This is a genomic window from Luteibacter aegosomatissinici, from assembly GCF_023078495.1.
GTDB classification, from domain to species: domain Bacteria; phylum Pseudomonadota; class Gammaproteobacteria; order Xanthomonadales; family Rhodanobacteraceae; genus Luteibacter; species Luteibacter aegosomatissinici.
On the sequence record NZ_CP095742.1, the window covers coordinates 1 to 15,659 of the forward strand.

Consider the following 15,659-nt stretch of genomic DNA (forward strand, 5'->3'; position numbering starts at 1 on the left):
ATGAGTGATCTCTGGAGGCGCTGTCTCGAGCGTCTTGATGGCGAATTGAGCCCCGAAGACGTCCACACCTGGCTCATGCCCTTGCAGGCCAGGGAGGACGGCACGGGCCTGTACCTGTACGCACCCAACCCGTATTCGCTGGAAGCGGTGCGCACCCAGTTCCTGGTTCGGATCGAAGCGATCATCGAACACCTGGCGGGCCACCCTCTGCCCGTGCGCCTGGAAATAGGCTCGCACGGCGGCCGCCCCGCACCCGCGCGCCCGGCATCGTCCGTGGCCGCCACCACGCCGGCACCCGCGCCCACGCACGCACCATCGCCCGCGATGCAGATGCCCGCCGCACCGGAACCGCCGCACCAGCACAACCTGGATCCGCACTACACGTTCGAAACGTTCGTCGAGGGCAAATCCAACCAGCTGGGCAAGGCGGCCGCGATGCAGGTCGCGATGAACCCGGGCCGCGCGTACAACCCACTCCTTCTCTATGGTGGTACGGGCCTGGGTAAGACGCATCTTATGCATGCGGCCGGCAACCTGCTGCTGCAGAACAATCCCGAGGCGAAGGTGCTCTACCTTCGTTCGGAACAGTTCGTCAGCGGCATGGTGAAAGCGCTGCAGCAGAAGAACATGGATGACTTCAAGCGCCGCTTCCGCTCGGTGGATGCGCTGCTGATCGACGATATCCAGTTCTTCGCCGGCAAGGACACCACGCAGGAAGAGTTCTTCCATACCTTCAATGCGCTGTTCGAAGCCAAGCAGCAGATCATCCTTACCTGCGATCGCTATCCGAAGGAACTGGACAAGCTCGAGCCGCGATTGAAATCGCGTCTTGGCTGGGGTTTGTCCGTCGCTATCGAGCCACCGGATTTCGAAACGCGCGCCGCCATTCTCCTTTCCAAGGCGGCCGACAAGGACATGGCGCTGTCGGAGGACGTGGCGATGCTGCTCGCACGCCGCATCCGTTCCAACGTGCGTGACCTGGAAGGCGCGCTCAACACGCTGGCGGCCCGGGCGAACTTCTACCGTCGCGCCATCACCACGGATTTCGCGGAAGAGACGCTGCGCGACCTGCTCAATACCCATGCGCAGGCCGTGACCGTGCCCAACATCCAGAAGACGGTGGCCGATTACTACCAGGTGCGCCTGTCCGATCTGCTCTCCAAGCGCCGTGTGCGCTCCCTGGCGCGCCCGCGACAGGTTGCCATGGCCCTGTCCAAGGAACTGACCGAGCACAGCCTGCCCGAGATCGGTGAGGCGTTTGGCGGCCGTGACCACACGACTGTGCTCCACGCCTGCCGGACGATCCGCGGTTTCTGCGAGAAAGACGTGCGTATGCGCCAGGATTGGGAACAGTTGATCCGTATCTTGACGGGCTGAGAACCTGTGGATAATAGGTGGGCGACCTGAGGACGGTTTCAGGCCCTAAAGTTATCCACAACGGACCCACATGAAACCGTCGCTTCAAGCCAGTTGATATGAAGCTGTAGGTATCTGAAAAGTAAGATGAAATCGGACTTTTCAAGATATCCACCGGCCTAACTACAACCACTATAAAATCTTTAAAACCTTAAAAGCAGGAGTAGGGGACGCATGCAATTCAGCATCCAGAGGGAAGTACTGCTCAAACCCCTGCAGCAAGTCGTGGGCGTCGTAGAGCGTCGCCAGACGCTTCCGGTCTTGGCGAACCTCCTGGTGCGCGCCTCCGGTAGCGACGTCTCGTTTACGGGCACCGACCTTGAAGTAGAGATGGTGGCGACCACCGCCGCCGATGCCGTGCAGGAAGGTGAAATCACCATCCCTGCCCGCAAGCTGTTCGATATCGTTCGCGCACTGCCCGATGGCGCCAGGATCGACCTGAAGCTCAACGGCGACCGTATCGCCCTGAACGCAGGCCGCAGCCGCTTCACGCTGGCGACGCTGCCGGCAACGGAGTTCCCGACCATCGACGAGATCGAGCTGGTCGAGCGGGTTACGTTGCCTGAGGAAGTGCTGCGCGACCTGATGGAGCGCACGGCCTTTGCCATGGCTAACCAGGATGTCCGTTACTACCTCAACGGCATGCTGCTCGATCTGCAGGAGCACACCCTGCGCTGCGTGGCCACCGATGGCCATCGCCTGGCGCTCAAGGAAACCCGCCTGGAGAGCTCGGTATCAGCACGCCGCCAGATCATCATTCCCCGCAAGGGCGTGAACGAGCTGATCGGCCTGTTTGAATCGGGTGAGGGCACGGTGGAGCTGGAGTTTGGTCGCAACCACCTGCGCGTTCGCCGCGGTGGCGTCCAGTTCACCTCGAAGCTGATCGACGGCCGGTTCCCGGATTACGAGGCCGTGATTCCGCTCGGCGCCGACAAGACCGCCACGATCGAGCGCGATGTGCTGCGTAGCGCCCTGCAGCGCGCTGCCATCCTGTCGAACGAGAAGTACCGCGGTGTGAAGCTGGAACTGCAGCCGGGGCACATCAAGATCGTTGCCCACAATCCGGAGCAGGAAGAAGCCCAGGAAGAGGTGGAAGCCGAGACCGGCGTCAGCGACCTCGCCGTGGGCTTCAACGTGGGCTATCTGTTGGATGCGCTTGGCGCACTGCGCGGCGATAAGGTTCGTCTGAACCTGCGCGACGCCCAGTCGAGCTGCCTCCTGCAGGAAGAGGGCAACGATGAAGCTCGCCATGTGGTGATGCCGCTTCGCCTCTGACCGCACGACACGGTAAAGTTCGGCACACGACGCCGGGGATGTCTTCGACACCCCGGCGTTGTTCGTTCTGGCACGGGTAAAGGCAGGGAATGAAGTTCGAGTCGTTGCGAATCGCGGGTCTGCGGTGCCTGGACGGGGTTTCGATCGCACCTGCGCCTGGCATCAGTGTGTTCGTGGGCGCCAACGGCGCCGGGAAGACGAGCGTTCTCGAGGCCGCGTACCTGCTATCCCACGGCCGGTCGTTTCGATCGGGCTCGCGGGATGTGCTCCTGAAGCGGGGCGCCACGGCACTTTCCGTCTTCGCGGAGGTAAGTTCTGCGGATGGGCGGGCGAGGCGGCTCGGATTGGGCAGGGAAGGCGCGCGCTGGCAGGCGAGGGTCGATGGCGATGCCGTATCGCTAGGGGCTTTGGTGCAGGAATGCGCCGTGGTCTGTTTCGAGCCAGGCTCGCATGACCTGATCGCGGGCGGCTCGGAGGAACGGCGCCAGTTCCTCGACTGGGGTTTGTTCCACGTGGAACACGCGTTCGTGAATCAGTGGCGGCGCTATCAGCGCGCGCTGAAACAGCGAAACGCCTTGCTACGCAGTGGCGGCCCGATCGATCCCGGTCTCATTGAACCCTGGGAATCCGAGTTGGCGACCGCCGGGGAGGGTCTTTCCTCCTACCGGCGTGGCTATCTGGAGCGCCTGCTCCCCCATATCCAGGGCTTCATGGGAAACGTTCTTCCAGAACTGGGCGAATTCACGGTCAGGTACAAATCGGGCTGGGACGAGACGAGCGACCTCGCCACCACGCTCCTGGAGCGCAGGGGGCGCGATCTGGCTCGGGGCCATACGACCGCGGGCCCCCACCGCGCCGACTTCTCGGTGGCCTTCGAGCATGCCCCGTTGCGGGAGCACCTCTCCCGTGGCCAGGAAAAGCTGTGCGCCCTGGCCTGCCTGTTGGGCCAGGCGTCCCTGCACGCGGAGATGCGCGGTGAATGGCCGGTGGTCTGCCTTGATGACCTTGCTTCGGAGCTCGATCGTACCCATCAAGAGTGGGTGGTTGCCCAGTTGATGGGCCGCGATGTCCAGGTGCTCGTAACCGGTACCGAGGTTCCGCACGCTCTTTCCGACCAGCCCGTCACAGTGTTCCACGTGGAACAGGGTGCCGTGACGGCTTTGCTATAATCGACCGACTGTCCCGGTGCTGCGCCTGTCGCGCGCCGGGGCTTCCTGCGTCATTACCAGGCCTCGCATGAACGAACCTCTCGATCCGACCAACTCGAACGCCTACGACTCCGGCAGCATCAAGGTCCTGAAGGGCTTGGAAGCGGTACGTAAGCGCCCCGGCATGTACATCGGTGATACCGATGACGGCACCGGTCTGCACCACATGGTGTTCGAAGTGGTCGATAACGCCATCGACGAAGCCCTGGCCGGCTTCTGCGACTACGTGACGGTCACCATCCACCAGGACGATACCGTCAGCGTGTCCGATAACGGCCGCGGTATCCCGGTGGATACCCACCCGGAAGAGGGCAGGTCCACGGCCGAAGTGGTCATGACCGTGCTGCACGCCGGCGGTAAGTTCGACGCGAACTCGTACAAGGTCTCCGGTGGCCTGCATGGCGTGGGCGTCTCGGTGGTTAACGCCCTGAGCGAGAAGCTTTGGCTCACGATCTGGCGCGAAGGCAAGGAATGGAACCAGGTCTACGCCCACGGCGAGCCGCTGGCCCCCATCGCTGCCACGCAGGACACCTCGCGCCGCGGCACCATGGTGCGCTTCCTGCCCAGCAAGCTCACCTTCACGAACCACACCGAGTTCCACTACGACATCCTGGCGAAGCGCCTGCGCGAGCTGGCCTTCCTGAACTCGGGCGTCACGATCGAACTCGTCGACGAGCGCAACGAGCGGAAGGACATCTTTGCTTACGAGGGCGGCATCAAGTCCTTCGTGCAGCACCTCGCCCAGCTGAAGACGGCCCTGCACCCCACGGTCATCAGTTTCAGCTCGTTCTCCGATGGCATCACGGTCGAACTGGCCCTGCAGTGGACCGACGCCTACCAGGAGACGATGTTCTGCTTCACCAACAATATTCCGCAGCGCGACGGCGGCACCCACCTCACGGGCTTCCGTGCGGCGCTGACGCGCACCCTGCAGAACTACATCGAGAAGGAAGGCATCGCCAAGAACGCGAAGGTCGCCCTGTCGGGCGACGACATGCGTGAGGGCATCATCGCCGTGCTCTCGGTGAAGGTGCCTGATCCGAAGTTCTCGTCGCAGACCAAGGACAAGCTGGTTTCCAGCGAAGTGAAGACCGCGGTGGAGCAGGTCGTCAACGACAAGCTCGCCGAGTTCCTGCTCGAGAACCCGAACGAAGCCAAGGCCATCGCCTCCAAGGCCGTCGATGCGGCTCGCGCACGCGAAGCGGCCCGCAAGGCGCGCGAGATGACCCGCCGCAAGGGCGCGCTGGATATCGCCGGCCTGCCCGGCAAGCTGGCCGATTGCCAGGAAAAGGATCCGGCGCTGTCCGAACTGTTCCTGGTCGAGGGTGATTCCGCAGGTGGCTCCGCCAAGCAAGGCCGTAACCGCCGTACGCAGGCCGTCCTGCCGTTGAAGGGCAAGATCCTCAACGTCGAGAAGGCTCGCTTCGACAAGATGATTTCCTCCGCCGAAGTCGGCACGCTGATCACCGCGCTCGGCACGGGTATCGGCAAGGAGGAGTACAACCCGGACAAGCTGCGCTACCACCGCATCATCATCATGACCGACGCGGACGTGGACGGCTCGCACATCCGCACGCTGCTGCTGACGTTCTTCTACCGGCAAATGCCGGAGCTGATCGAGCGCGGCCACGTCTACATTGGCCTGCCGCCGCTGTACAAGGTGAAGCAGGGCAAGCAGGAGCTCTACATCAAGGACGACAGCGTCCTGAACGACTTCCTGATTTCGAGCGCGGTCGACAATGCCTCCCTGGAGCCGGAAGAGGGCGCACCGGGTATCGGCGGCGAGACGCTGGAGAAGCTGCTGCGCGACTACCAGACGGCGCTCGACCAGATCGAACGCATGTCGCACCGGTTCGATACCTCCGTGCTGACCGCGATGATCGAGCACACCCCGCTGGACGAAGGCTTCTGGAAGGATGCCGGCGCCATGCAGGCCTGGCTCGATGGGATCGCCAAGCGCCTCAGCGCGAGCGGTCTCGGCAAGCCCACCTATGCACTGCGTTTCCGCCCGGCGCTGAACGAGCAGGGCGCGGCGGTGGAAGTGGAGCGCATGCAGCACGGCCTGAGCCACACCTGGATCATGCCGCAGGCGTTCTTCAACGGCAGCGATTACCGCGCCATCGGTACGATCGCGAGCCAGCTCGCCGAGCTCAGCCTCAAGCTGGGCGCCGTCATCCGCCGCGGTAACGGCTCGCGTGGCGTCACCAGCTTCGCCGATGTGCGCAACTGGCTGCTCGATGAAGCCAAGAAGGGCCGTACCATCCAGCGCTTCAAGGGCCTGGGCGAAATGAACCCCGAGCAGCTGTGGGAAACCACGGTGAACCCGGAAACGCGCCGCATGCTCCAGGTGGGCATCGAGGATGCCGTGGCCGCGGACCAGATGTTCTCCATGCTGATGGGTGAAGCCGTCGAGCCGCGCCGCGACTTCATCGAGTCGAACGCGCTGAAGGTTGCCAACCTGGATATCTGATTCGATCCAGTGACATGGCGAATGCCATCGAAACGCCCGGCCGTCGAAAGACCGCCGGGCGTTTTTTTGCCCGCAACGTTCGGCCGCGTAGGGTGGATCGAAAAGCGATTTTCAAGGGCCAAAAATCACCCTAAATCGGTCAGTGCCAACATTCTTCTAACAAGTCATTGTTTTGACTCCTCTTTTTTGTGGCGCTGCGACTTGTTCTTAGGAATCAAATCAGGGTAACCTCTGTAGTCCCCCGGAGCACCGCCGTGTGCGACGACTCCTTCAACCGAGGTCAGTCAATGAAACAGGGTTTCTTCAACAAGATGGCGCTCGCTACGGCGATCGCACTTTCCCTCACCAGCGGCGTTGTCGGTGCCAAAGACAAGCCGGCCGATGCGAAGAAGGAAGTGCTGTACCCGAATGCCACTCGCACGGAACCCAAGCTCGACCTGAAGAGCGAGAAGGATCAGAAGGCGATCAACGAAGGCCTCGACGCCGCCAACAATGGCGAGAACGACAAGGCCGTCCAGTTGCTCACGCCGCTTGCCGATGGTTCGGCCACGAGCAGCAAGTACGCCCAGGCGCTCGCACTGCAGGGCCTTGCCAACATCAAGTACAACGCTGGCGACGTGAAGGGCGCCATCGTGCAGCTGAAGCAGGCGCTCGATATCGGCGTGCTGCCGAACGACACGTACTTCCAGCTGAAGTACATGTACACCCAGTTCCTCGTCGCCGATGAGCAGTACGCTCCGGCACTGCAGTCGCTGCACGAGTGGCGCGACCAGGGCAAGAAGGAAACGGCTGATTCGTACGGCCTCGAAGGCAACATCGATTACCGCCTCGAGAAGTACCCGGAAGCCATTGCCGCCATCACCAAGGCGAAGTCGATGCCGGATGCGAAGCCGCAGGCATCGTGGGACCAGATCCTGATGGCCAGCTACTCCGAAACCGGCCAGGGCGACAAGGCTGCCCAGATGGCTTCGGATGAGCTCGCGAAGAACCCGAACGATGCGATGGCGCTGAACAACGCCACGTCGTCGCTCATCCAGGCACAGAAGTATCCCGAAGCGATCGCCCTGATGGAGAAGGCACACACTGCCGGCGCCATCAAGGACGAGAAGCAGTATGTGAACTTCGCCAAGATCTACCTGATCGACGGCCAGAACAACGATGCCCGCCAGAAGACGAACGCCCAGAAGGCGGCGGCCGTCCTCAAGGAAGGCATGGACAAGGGCGTGGTGCAGAAGACGGGCGAGAACTACAACCTGCTCGCCGATTCGTACATCACCGCCGACGACATGACCAATGCGACGTCCGCGCTCAACGAAGCGGTCAAGGTCGCGACCAACGGCGAGCCGGCACTCAAGCTCGCGCGCGTCAATCTCCAGGAAAACAAGTACGCCGCTGCCGAAAAGGCCGCGACGGATGCCATCAGCAAGGGTGTGCAGCATAAAGGCCAGGCCTATATGGTGCGCGCGGAAGCCAAGCGTGGTCAGAAGAACAAGCAGGGTGCTATCGCGGACATGAAGCTCGCGGCCCAGGATCCTGAAACGTCTGCCAAGGCCAACGCCTGGTTGAAAACCGCAGGTAACCAGTAAGGCCTTGTAAAGTGCCGGAAGGGGGGTGTTATGGCGTGCCATAAATCTTCCCTTCAGGCGCTATACAAACGCCATATGCTGGTGTAACTTGCATATTTTCCGCTTGCATAAACCCGCGTTCAGGCAATGTGAATCGCCGAGCGCCGGGAAGCAGCGGGCCCACTTCCGCTTGATTAGCTCTTGATAGTGACTGATGGCCTCAAGTAACGAATCAACCGGCCAAGCGCCGTTCAGTTGGGGGCGCACAAGTGCGTTGGCAGTCGCCATCGCGCTGCACTCGTTCGCTTTCCTCCTGCTGGTAGCGCCCATGGCGCCGCCCAAGCAGGCAGAAAAGAAGACGGATAAGGTGGTCCAGGTCGACTTTATCGAACCGCCGCCGCCGCCCCCGCCTCCCCCGCCGCCGCCGCCGGAACCCCCCAAGCAGCCGCCGCCGAAAATCATTCAGCAGGTGAAACCGCCCCCGACACCGCCGCCGCCGGCTCCGCCGCCGCCGGCTGTTGAAGAGGCGAGCACGAATGCCGTTCCGGCACCGCCTCCGGCGCCTCCCGCGCCTCCGGCACCGCCGGCGGATATCGCGCCTAGCGAAAATCTGTCGTACCGTCAGCGCAACCCGCCAAAGTACCCGCCGCAGGCGGTTCGCCAGCGGCATGAAGGTACGGTGGTACTTCTGGTCCTCGTGGCTGTCGACGGTACGCCGAAAGACATCCAGATCGACCAGTCGAGCGGTTTCCGCGAACTGGACAAGGCAGCGCAGGATGCGGCCAGGAACTGGCGATTCAACCCGGGCAAGCGAGGCGGTCAGGCCGTCGAAGGCTATGCACGTGTCCCCGTTACGTTCAACCTAAACCAGCTGTAAGCCCCCACGGCTTATAACTTTTAAGTTCACGCTTGACTTCCCAAGGGTAGCGTTATGTTGCAAGACACCTCCGCTCAGCCTGCTTCGCCAGGTAACTCCAATGCCGATGCCCTGAAGCAGATGGGCTTCGACCACCTCATTCACAACTTCGACTTCCTCGGTTGGATTGTGTTCGTGGTGCTGGTCGCGATGTCCGTGCTCTCGTGGTACTTCATCGTCGCCAACTTCATCCGTAACAGCCTGGTGCGTTCGCGCGCCGACAAGGTGATCCAGGGCTTCTGGAACACCGCGTCGACCCAGGAAGCCATCCGTATGCTCGAAGAGCAGCCGAAGGGCGAACCGTTCTCGAAGATCGCACTCGACGCCGCTTCGGCCGTTGCGCATCACCAGGCTGCTGCCGGTGGTCGTCTCGCCGAGACCCTGTCGCGTTCGGAATTCATCGACCGCGCCCTTCGCCAGGCCGTGGCTCGCGAGAGCCTGCGTCTCGAAGGCGGCCTGACCCTGCTCGCCACGGTCGGTTCGTCGGCCCCGTTCATCGGTCTGCTCGGTACGGTGTGGGGTATTTACCACGCGCTGATCGGCATCGCCGCTTCGGGTTCGGCTTCGATGGATAAGGTCGCTGGCCCGGTGGGTGAAGCTCTGATCATGACCGCGTTCGGTCTGTTCACCGCTATCCCGGCCGTGCTTGCGTACAACTTCTTCATGCGCTCGAACCGCCTGACCTACGCCCAGTTCGACGAATTCGCGCACGACCTGCACGACTTCTTCGCCACCGGCGCCCGTGTCGAAGGCACGAAGTAATCCGCTAGAGGAATTGACCCATGGCTATGAGCAGCGGGGGCAACTCCGGTGGGCCGATGTCGGAAATCAACGTCACGCCGCTAGTCGACGTGATGCTGGTTCTCCTGATCATCTTCATGATCACGGCACCGCTGATGTCCCATAAGGTCCAGATCGATCTGCCGAAGGCTAATCCGAACGTTAAGGATGACACCCCGGTGGAGCCGATGGATCTCGCGGTCAAGCCGGACGGTACGTACTTCCTCAATGACAACGAAGTCACTGAGGCAGAGTTGAAGCAGCAGTTCGCCATCAGCGCCGCCAAATCCCCGCAGCCGGAACTTCAGATCCGTGCTGATCGCACCACCGAGTACAAGGTGGTGAAGAAGATCCTTGGCGATGCCAAGGAAGCGGGTATGGTCCACGTCGGCTTCATGTCGACTGGCAAGGAGTAACGAACATGGCTTTCAGCTCTGGTAACTCTGGTGGCCCGATGTCGGACATCAACGTCACGCCGCTCGTCGACGTGATGCTGGTGCTCCTGATCATTTTCATGATCACGGCTCCGATGCTGTCGCATAAGATCAAGATCGATCTGCCGCAGCCGAATCCGAACATCGTCAACCCAGAAAATCCGCCGGATCCGATCCGTCTGCAGATTCGCCAGGATGGCTCGCTGTACTGGAACGACACGCCGGTCGACGAACTGGGCCTTCGCGCCCAGATCGCGGTGGTCGCCCAGCAGTCGAACCAGCCGGAACTGCAGATCGATGCGGACGATTCGGTTCAGTACGAGGTCGTGGCTCGCGTGCTTTCTGACGCGAAGGGCCAGGGCCTGACCAAGATCGGCTTCGTTAACGCGCAGTAACCGATCAGGTCTGTCCGGTAAGACGAAAAACCCCGCCTCACGGCGGGGTTTTTTTATGCACCGTGCCCAATGTAGGAGCTCACCCTGTGAGCGACGCCGTTCGCGATAACGCAACAGGCCCTGACGCACCTACGCGAAAGATGTCGCCCACAGGGTGGGCTCCTACTTCAGGATATCGAGATACGCGCGAACGGTATTGGCGAGGCCCTGGTAAAGCGCCTCGCCGATCAACGCGTGGCCGATCGACACCTCGGCCAATCCAGGAATTGCAGCCTTGAACGTACCAAGGTTCGCCTGGCTCAGATCATGCCCGGCATTCACGGCAAGCCCGGCCTGTTGCGCACGACGAGCCGTATCGGCGAACGATGCGAGTTCGGCACGTGCATCGCCTTCGTGGAACGCGTGCGCGTAAGGCCCGGTATACAGCTCGATACGTTCGATGCCGATCGCCTTCGCCTCGGCGAATCCTTCGCCACCGGCATCGACGAACACACTCACGCGGCAGCCGATTTCGCGGAACGCCGCGACCACAGGCTTCAGCGTTTCGATGTCCTTCGTCAGGTCGAAGCCATGGTCGGAGGTGATCTGCCCGTCGCCATCAGGCACGAGCGTGACCTGCGTAGGCTTCACCTCGCGGCATAGCTCGATCAGGCCCGGGTAGGCACCGCGGGCACCGGCGAACGGATTGCCCTCGATGTTGTATTCCACGCGCCCGCGCAACAAACCGGCCAGCGTACGAACGTCGGCGGGCGTCACATGGCGCATATCGGGGCGGGGGTGGACGGTAAGGCCGCCACAGCCTGCATCGATGCAGGTATTGGCCGCGGTGGCGAGATCCGGTTCGTTACCACCCCGGGAATTGCGCAGCACGGCGATCTTGTTCAGGTTAACGCTGAGTAGGGTCATCGACGGTCCAAAAAAATGCGCACGTCACCAAGCGCGACGTGCGCAATGACTGTCGTCCCAGCATAACGCGCCACCTCCCTGTGGCGCACTCCACGGCTCACACACACACGCCAACTAAGACACAACCCGGAGCGGAAAGGTTCAAAGCGGAAATGTGAAGACGTAAACAGAACGCGGCTCACCGCGCCATGCGACCGCCGCGACGAGCCCGGCTTCGAGTGGGACCGGCGCCACCTGCCAGCCCGCTGCCGGGCCCAGGTCGCCGTCGAAAGCCAGCGGTGCGAACTCGTCGCCGTCGGAGGCGAACGCCACCCGGTGCAAGCCGTACGACAGCCCGCCCCCGTGCGCCTTCAGCACCGCCTCCTTGGCCGTCCACAGGGTGAGAAACCCGTTGAGCACGTCCGCTTCGCCAAGGCTTGCCAGCCAGGCCGCTTCCGCCGGCGCGAAGAACCGGCGAGCGAGTTCCAGCGCCCTGGCCCGGGGCCGGATCCGCTCCACGTCCACACCCACCTCGAAGCCAGCCGACCCCCGGCCCACGGCAAACAGCGCCGTGTCCTGGCTGTGCGACCAGCTGAAGCCCAGCGTGCCGGCCGCCCCCGGAAAATGCGGCTTGCCGTGTTCGCCGCGAGCCACCTCGGGCGCATCGGGTCCGGCATACGCCGAGAGCAAAGCACGGAACGGCGCCGCCTCGGCGGCATCGGTGGACCAGGGCAACCGCCAGACATGAATCTCGGCGTGGGAAAGGTGGGGGACGGCGAAGGACATTCCCCCATGCTAGCCTGAGCCCGTGTCGGACAGGGACCCCCACTCGTGATCGCAGGCTGGCTCTTGCTGCTGGTGGCCTTGCTGTACGTCGGCCTTTTGTTCGGGATCGCGTACCTTGGCGACCGCCGCCCACTCTACCCTCGCCAGCCGCGCCTGCGCCCGCTGGTGTACAGCCTTGCGCTCGCGGTGTACTGCTCGTCGTGGACGTTCTACGGCGCGGTGGGCACCGCCGCACGCTCCGGCCTGGCCTACCTGCCGATCTATCTCGGCCCGCTGTTGTTGTTCGTGCTCGGGTTCGGCCTGCTCGAGCGCCTCGTGCTGGTCGCCCGCGAGCGCAACATTACTTCAATCGCCGATTTCATCGCCGCACGCTTCGGTAAGTCACACGGCCTGGCGGCGCTCGTCGCCATCATCGCCGTCGTGGCCATCATTCCGTACATCGCCCTGCAGTTCAAAGCCGTGGCCATGTCGTTCAGCGTGCTCGGCGATGGCTCCAGCTGGTGGTTCGGCGATACCGCGCTGTGGTGCGCCGCCCTCCTCGCCGTGTTCGCCATCCTATTCGGCACCCGCAACATCGATGCAACGGAACACCACCACGGCATGATGCTCGCGGTGGCCGTGGAATCGCTGGTGAAGCTGCTCGCGTTCGTTGCCATCGCGGTATACGCGTACCTGCACGGCCCGGGGCTGATCGAGACCGTCCGCGCACCGGTGTTGCAGATCGAACAAGGCAGCGTGCCACCCGGCTTTGTCGCGCAGACCTTGCTCGCCTTCTGCGCCATGTTCTGCCTGCCGCGCCAGTTCCAGATCGGCGTCGTGGAATGCGAAGACCCCCGCGACCTGCGCAAGGCGCGCTGGCTGTTCCCTATCTACATGGTGCTGATCTCGGTCGGTGTGCTCCCGATCGTCAGCGCCGGGCTGGGCCTGCCCTCGGTCACGACACGTCACGTGGATGCCTGGGTGTTGAACCTGCCGATCGCCCTGGGTGATCACGCCATGGCGCTGATTGCCTTCATTGGCGGTTTCTCCGCCGCGACAGGCATGGTGATCGTCGCGGCCGTGGCGCTCGCGACGATGATCAGCAACGACCTGGTGATGCCGGCATTGCTGCGGATCCGCCGGTTAGGCCTCGAGCAACGCGGCGATGTCTCGCACCTCGTGCTCGCCATCCGGCGTATCGCGATCATCGGCCTGGCCGCCATGGCCTACCTGTACTACCGCGTCATCGCCGATGCGGAGAATCTCGCGGCGACCGGCCTGCTCTCTTTCGCCGCCGTTGCGCAGTTCGCGCCGGCCATCGTCTCGGCGTTGTACTGGCGTGGTGCGAGCCGCGTCGGTGTGTACGTTGGTCTGATCGCGGGCTTCGCGACATGGGCATACACACTGCTCCTTCCGGCGATGACGCGTGCGGGCTGGATCGCCAGCGCCTGGATGGACCAGGGACCGTTCGGGCTGGGCTGGCTGAAGCCCAACGAGCTCTTCCACCTCAGCGGCTGGGAGCCGGTAACCCACGGCACCTTCTGGTCGCTGCTGATCAATGTGTCGTGCCTCGTCTTCATCTCGCTGCGCTTCCGTCCCAGTGTGGCCGAACGCCTGCACGCGGCGTTGTTCGTCGATCCGTTCGTTCGCAGCGTGAGCGGCGCGGGCGACTGGCGCGGCCGCGTGACCGTGCGCGACCTCGGGACCATCGCCGGGCGCATCGTCGGTGACCGCGTTACCCAGCGTGCGTTCCACGAGTATGGCCAGCGCCACGGCGTGACGCTCTCCCCTACCGATTCCGCCGATCGCCCGTTGATCCAGTTCACGGAGCGCTTACTGGCGAGCGCGGTTGGTGCGGCGAGTGCGCGGCGCATCCTCATGGGCGCCTTGAGCGGCACCGGTCTCGATATCGCCGAAGCCATGGCCTTGATGGATGAAGCCTCGCAGGAGCTGCGCTTCAATCGTGAGCTTCTCTCCACCACGCTCGAGAACGTCTCCCAGGGTATCAGCGTGGTGGATGGCGATATGCGCCTGGTGGCATGGAATCGCCGCTACCTCGAGCTGTTCGATTACCCGGAAGGCATGGTGTACGTCGGCCTGCCGGTTGCCGACCTCATTCGCTGGAATGCCGAGCACGGTGAATGCGGGCCGGGTGAAGTGGATGAGCATGTTGGCAAGCGCATTCGCTACATGCGTGCAGGTTCACCGCACTTGTTCCAGCGTGTTCGCCCCGATGGCACCGTGATCGAAATGCGTGGGCGCGCGTTGCCGGGTGGCGGCTTCGTCACGACCTTTACCGACGTCACGGCGTACAAGCACGCCGAGCTCGCGCTGATCGATGCGAACGAAACGCTGGAGCAGCGCGTGGCGGATCGCACGGCCGAGCTCTCCGAGGCACTCGATGCCACGGCCATCGCGCGACGAGAAGCCGAAGCTGCGAACGCGTCGAAAACACGTTTTCTCGCAGCGGCGAGCCACGACTTGCTGCAGCCACTCAACGCCGCGCGTTTGTTTACCTCCGCCTTACGGCAGCACCCTGGCCTGGACGGCGAAGCGACGCAGCTCGCCGAGCGCATCGATGCTTCCTTCCGTGCGGCTGAGGATCTGCTCGATGCACTACTCGATGTCTCGCGTCTTGATGCAGGTAGCTATCGACCAGAGCTTGCACCGTTTGCGCTCGCCGACCTGTTCGACTCATTGCGCCAACAGTTCGCCGTTGTCGCCGAGCAACGTGGGCTCAGCCTTCATGTCGTGCCGACCACCGTTGCCGTTCGCTCGGATGCCCAGCTCCTTCGTCGCATCGTCGCGAACTTCCTTTCCAATGCGTTGCGCTATACCCGTTCCGGTGGCGTCGTATTGGGCGCCCGTCGTGATGGGAAAGACATACGCATCGAGGTATGGGATAGCGGCCCTGGCATCGCGACCGAACAGCAGGCGCGCATCTTCGGGGAGTTCCAGCGGATCGACAGGCCGTCGCCATGGGGCGAAAAAGGCCTGGGCCTGGGCCTGTCGATTTGCGATCGCCTCTCGGGGATCCTCGGCCACCGCTTGGGCCTGCAGTCGCGCGTGGGCCACGGCAGCTGCTTCAGTATCAGCGTGCCGCGTGCCGAAGCCACCGCGCGCAAGCGCGTCGCCGCCGTGGCCCGTCCGGGTGGCGAGCAGTTACCACTCACCGTGCTCTGCCTCGACAACGACGAGTCCATCCTGGATGGCATGAAGGCGCTGCTCGGTCGTTGGGGCGTCGATTGCCGCGTCGCCACCGATGTCGGTGAAGCGCTGGCAGTCCTGCGCGATACACGTGTCGATCTGATTCTTGCCGATTACCACCTGACGGAAGAGATGGATGGCCTCGTCGCCCTGCAGATCATGGGCACGCAGGTTTCGCCCATGCCACCGGCGGCGATGGTGACGGCGGATGGCAGTACGGAGTTGAAGCAGCGCGCGAGAGAGATGGGCTATCCACTGCTGCATAAGCCGGTGAAGCCGGCGGCGCTGAGGGCGATGCTTGTCGCGCTGGCGAAACGCACGGGCACACACGCTGCATAGTGAC

12 protein-coding genes are annotated in these 15,659 nt (G+C 63.1%); 10 read left to right on the forward strand and 2 right to left on the reverse strand.

Annotated elements, in window-relative coordinates; all coding sequences use genetic code 11:
* The 9 genes from dnaA to L2Y97_RS00045 all read left to right on the forward strand — a co-directional run bounded on the left by dnaA (nucleotide 1) and on the right by L2Y97_RS00045 (nucleotide 10,459).
* Nucleotides 1-1,377 carry a chromosomal replication initiator protein DnaA gene (dnaA, locus tag L2Y97_RS00005; protein WP_247431278.1) on the forward strand — a complete coding sequence of 459 codons (1,377 nt, stop codon included), beginning with the start codon at nucleotides 1-3 and terminating at the stop codon, nucleotides 1,375-1,377.
* A 213-nt stretch (nucleotides 1,378-1,590) separates the two neighbouring features.
* Nucleotides 1,591-2,691, forward strand: a complete 1,101-nt coding sequence (gene dnaN, locus L2Y97_RS00010; RefSeq protein WP_247431281.1) for a DNA polymerase III subunit beta — start codon at nucleotides 1,591-1,593, stop codon at nucleotides 2,689-2,691.
* A gap of 89 nt (nucleotides 2,692-2,780) precedes the next feature.
* On the forward strand, nucleotides 2,781-3,860 hold the full coding sequence (gene recF / locus L2Y97_RS00015; RefSeq protein ID WP_247431284.1) for a DNA replication/repair protein RecF: 1,080 nt from the start codon (nucleotides 2,781-2,783) through the stop codon (nucleotides 3,858-3,860).
* A gap of 67 nt (nucleotides 3,861-3,927) precedes the next feature.
* Complete coding sequence (gene gyrB, locus L2Y97_RS00020) at nucleotides 3,928-6,369, forward strand: DNA topoisomerase (ATP-hydrolyzing) subunit B (protein WP_247431286.1); 2,442 nt, start codon at nucleotides 3,928-3,930, stop codon at nucleotides 6,367-6,369.
* A gap of 287 nt (nucleotides 6,370-6,656) precedes the next feature.
* On the forward strand, nucleotides 6,657-7,955 hold the full coding sequence (locus tag L2Y97_RS00025) for a tetratricopeptide repeat protein (RefSeq protein ID WP_247431289.1): 1,299 nt from the start codon (nucleotides 6,657-6,659) through the stop codon (nucleotides 7,953-7,955).
* A 253-nt stretch (nucleotides 7,956-8,208) separates the two neighbouring features.
* Nucleotides 8,209-8,811 carry an energy transducer TonB gene (locus L2Y97_RS00030; RefSeq protein WP_425492805.1) on the forward strand — a complete coding sequence of 201 codons (603 nt, stop codon included), beginning with the start codon at nucleotides 8,209-8,211 and terminating at the stop codon, nucleotides 8,809-8,811.
* Nucleotides 8,812-8,865: 54 nt separating this feature from the next.
* Nucleotides 8,866-9,612, forward strand: coding sequence for a MotA/TolQ/ExbB proton channel family protein (locus L2Y97_RS00035; RefSeq protein ID WP_247431295.1), 747 nt, complete (start codon nucleotides 8,866-8,868; stop codon nucleotides 9,610-9,612).
* A 20-nt stretch (nucleotides 9,613-9,632) separates the two neighbouring features.
* Nucleotides 9,633-10,046: an ExbD/TolR family protein gene (locus L2Y97_RS00040; protein ID WP_247431298.1), complete on the forward strand. Its 414-nt coding sequence runs from the start codon at nucleotides 9,633-9,635 to the stop codon at nucleotides 10,044-10,046.
* A 5-nt stretch (nucleotides 10,047-10,051) separates the two neighbouring features.
* The gene (locus L2Y97_RS00045) at nucleotides 10,052-10,459 is read left to right on the forward strand and encodes an ExbD/TolR family protein (RefSeq protein ID WP_247431301.1); all 408 of its coding nucleotides are present in this window, start codon (nucleotides 10,052-10,054) and stop codon (nucleotides 10,457-10,459) included.
* Between the two features lie 162 nt (nucleotides 10,460-10,621).
* Here L2Y97_RS00045 and L2Y97_RS00050 read toward each other — a convergent pair whose 3' ends face one another.
* Together L2Y97_RS00050 and L2Y97_RS00055 are read right to left on the reverse strand one after the other, a co-directional pair.
* Nucleotides 10,622-11,365, reverse strand: a complete 744-nt coding sequence (locus L2Y97_RS00050) for a pyridoxine 5'-phosphate synthase (protein WP_247431304.1) — start codon at nucleotides 11,363-11,365, stop codon at nucleotides 10,622-10,624.
* 141 nt (nucleotides 11,366-11,506) lie between these two features.
* On the reverse strand, nucleotides 11,507-12,130 hold the full coding sequence (locus tag L2Y97_RS00055; RefSeq protein ID WP_247431307.1) for a 4'-phosphopantetheinyl transferase family protein: 624 nt from the start codon (nucleotides 12,128-12,130) through the stop codon (nucleotides 11,507-11,509).
* A 45-nt stretch (nucleotides 12,131-12,175) separates the two neighbouring features.
* Here L2Y97_RS00055 and L2Y97_RS00060 point away from each other — a divergent pair, with 45 nt between their 5' ends.
* Nucleotides 12,176-15,655 (forward strand): hybrid sensor histidine kinase/response regulator, encoded by a 3,480-nt coding sequence (locus L2Y97_RS00060; RefSeq protein ID WP_247431310.1) that lies wholly within the window; start codon nucleotides 12,176-12,178, stop codon nucleotides 15,653-15,655.
* Nucleotides 15,656-15,659 lie beyond the last annotated feature (4 nt).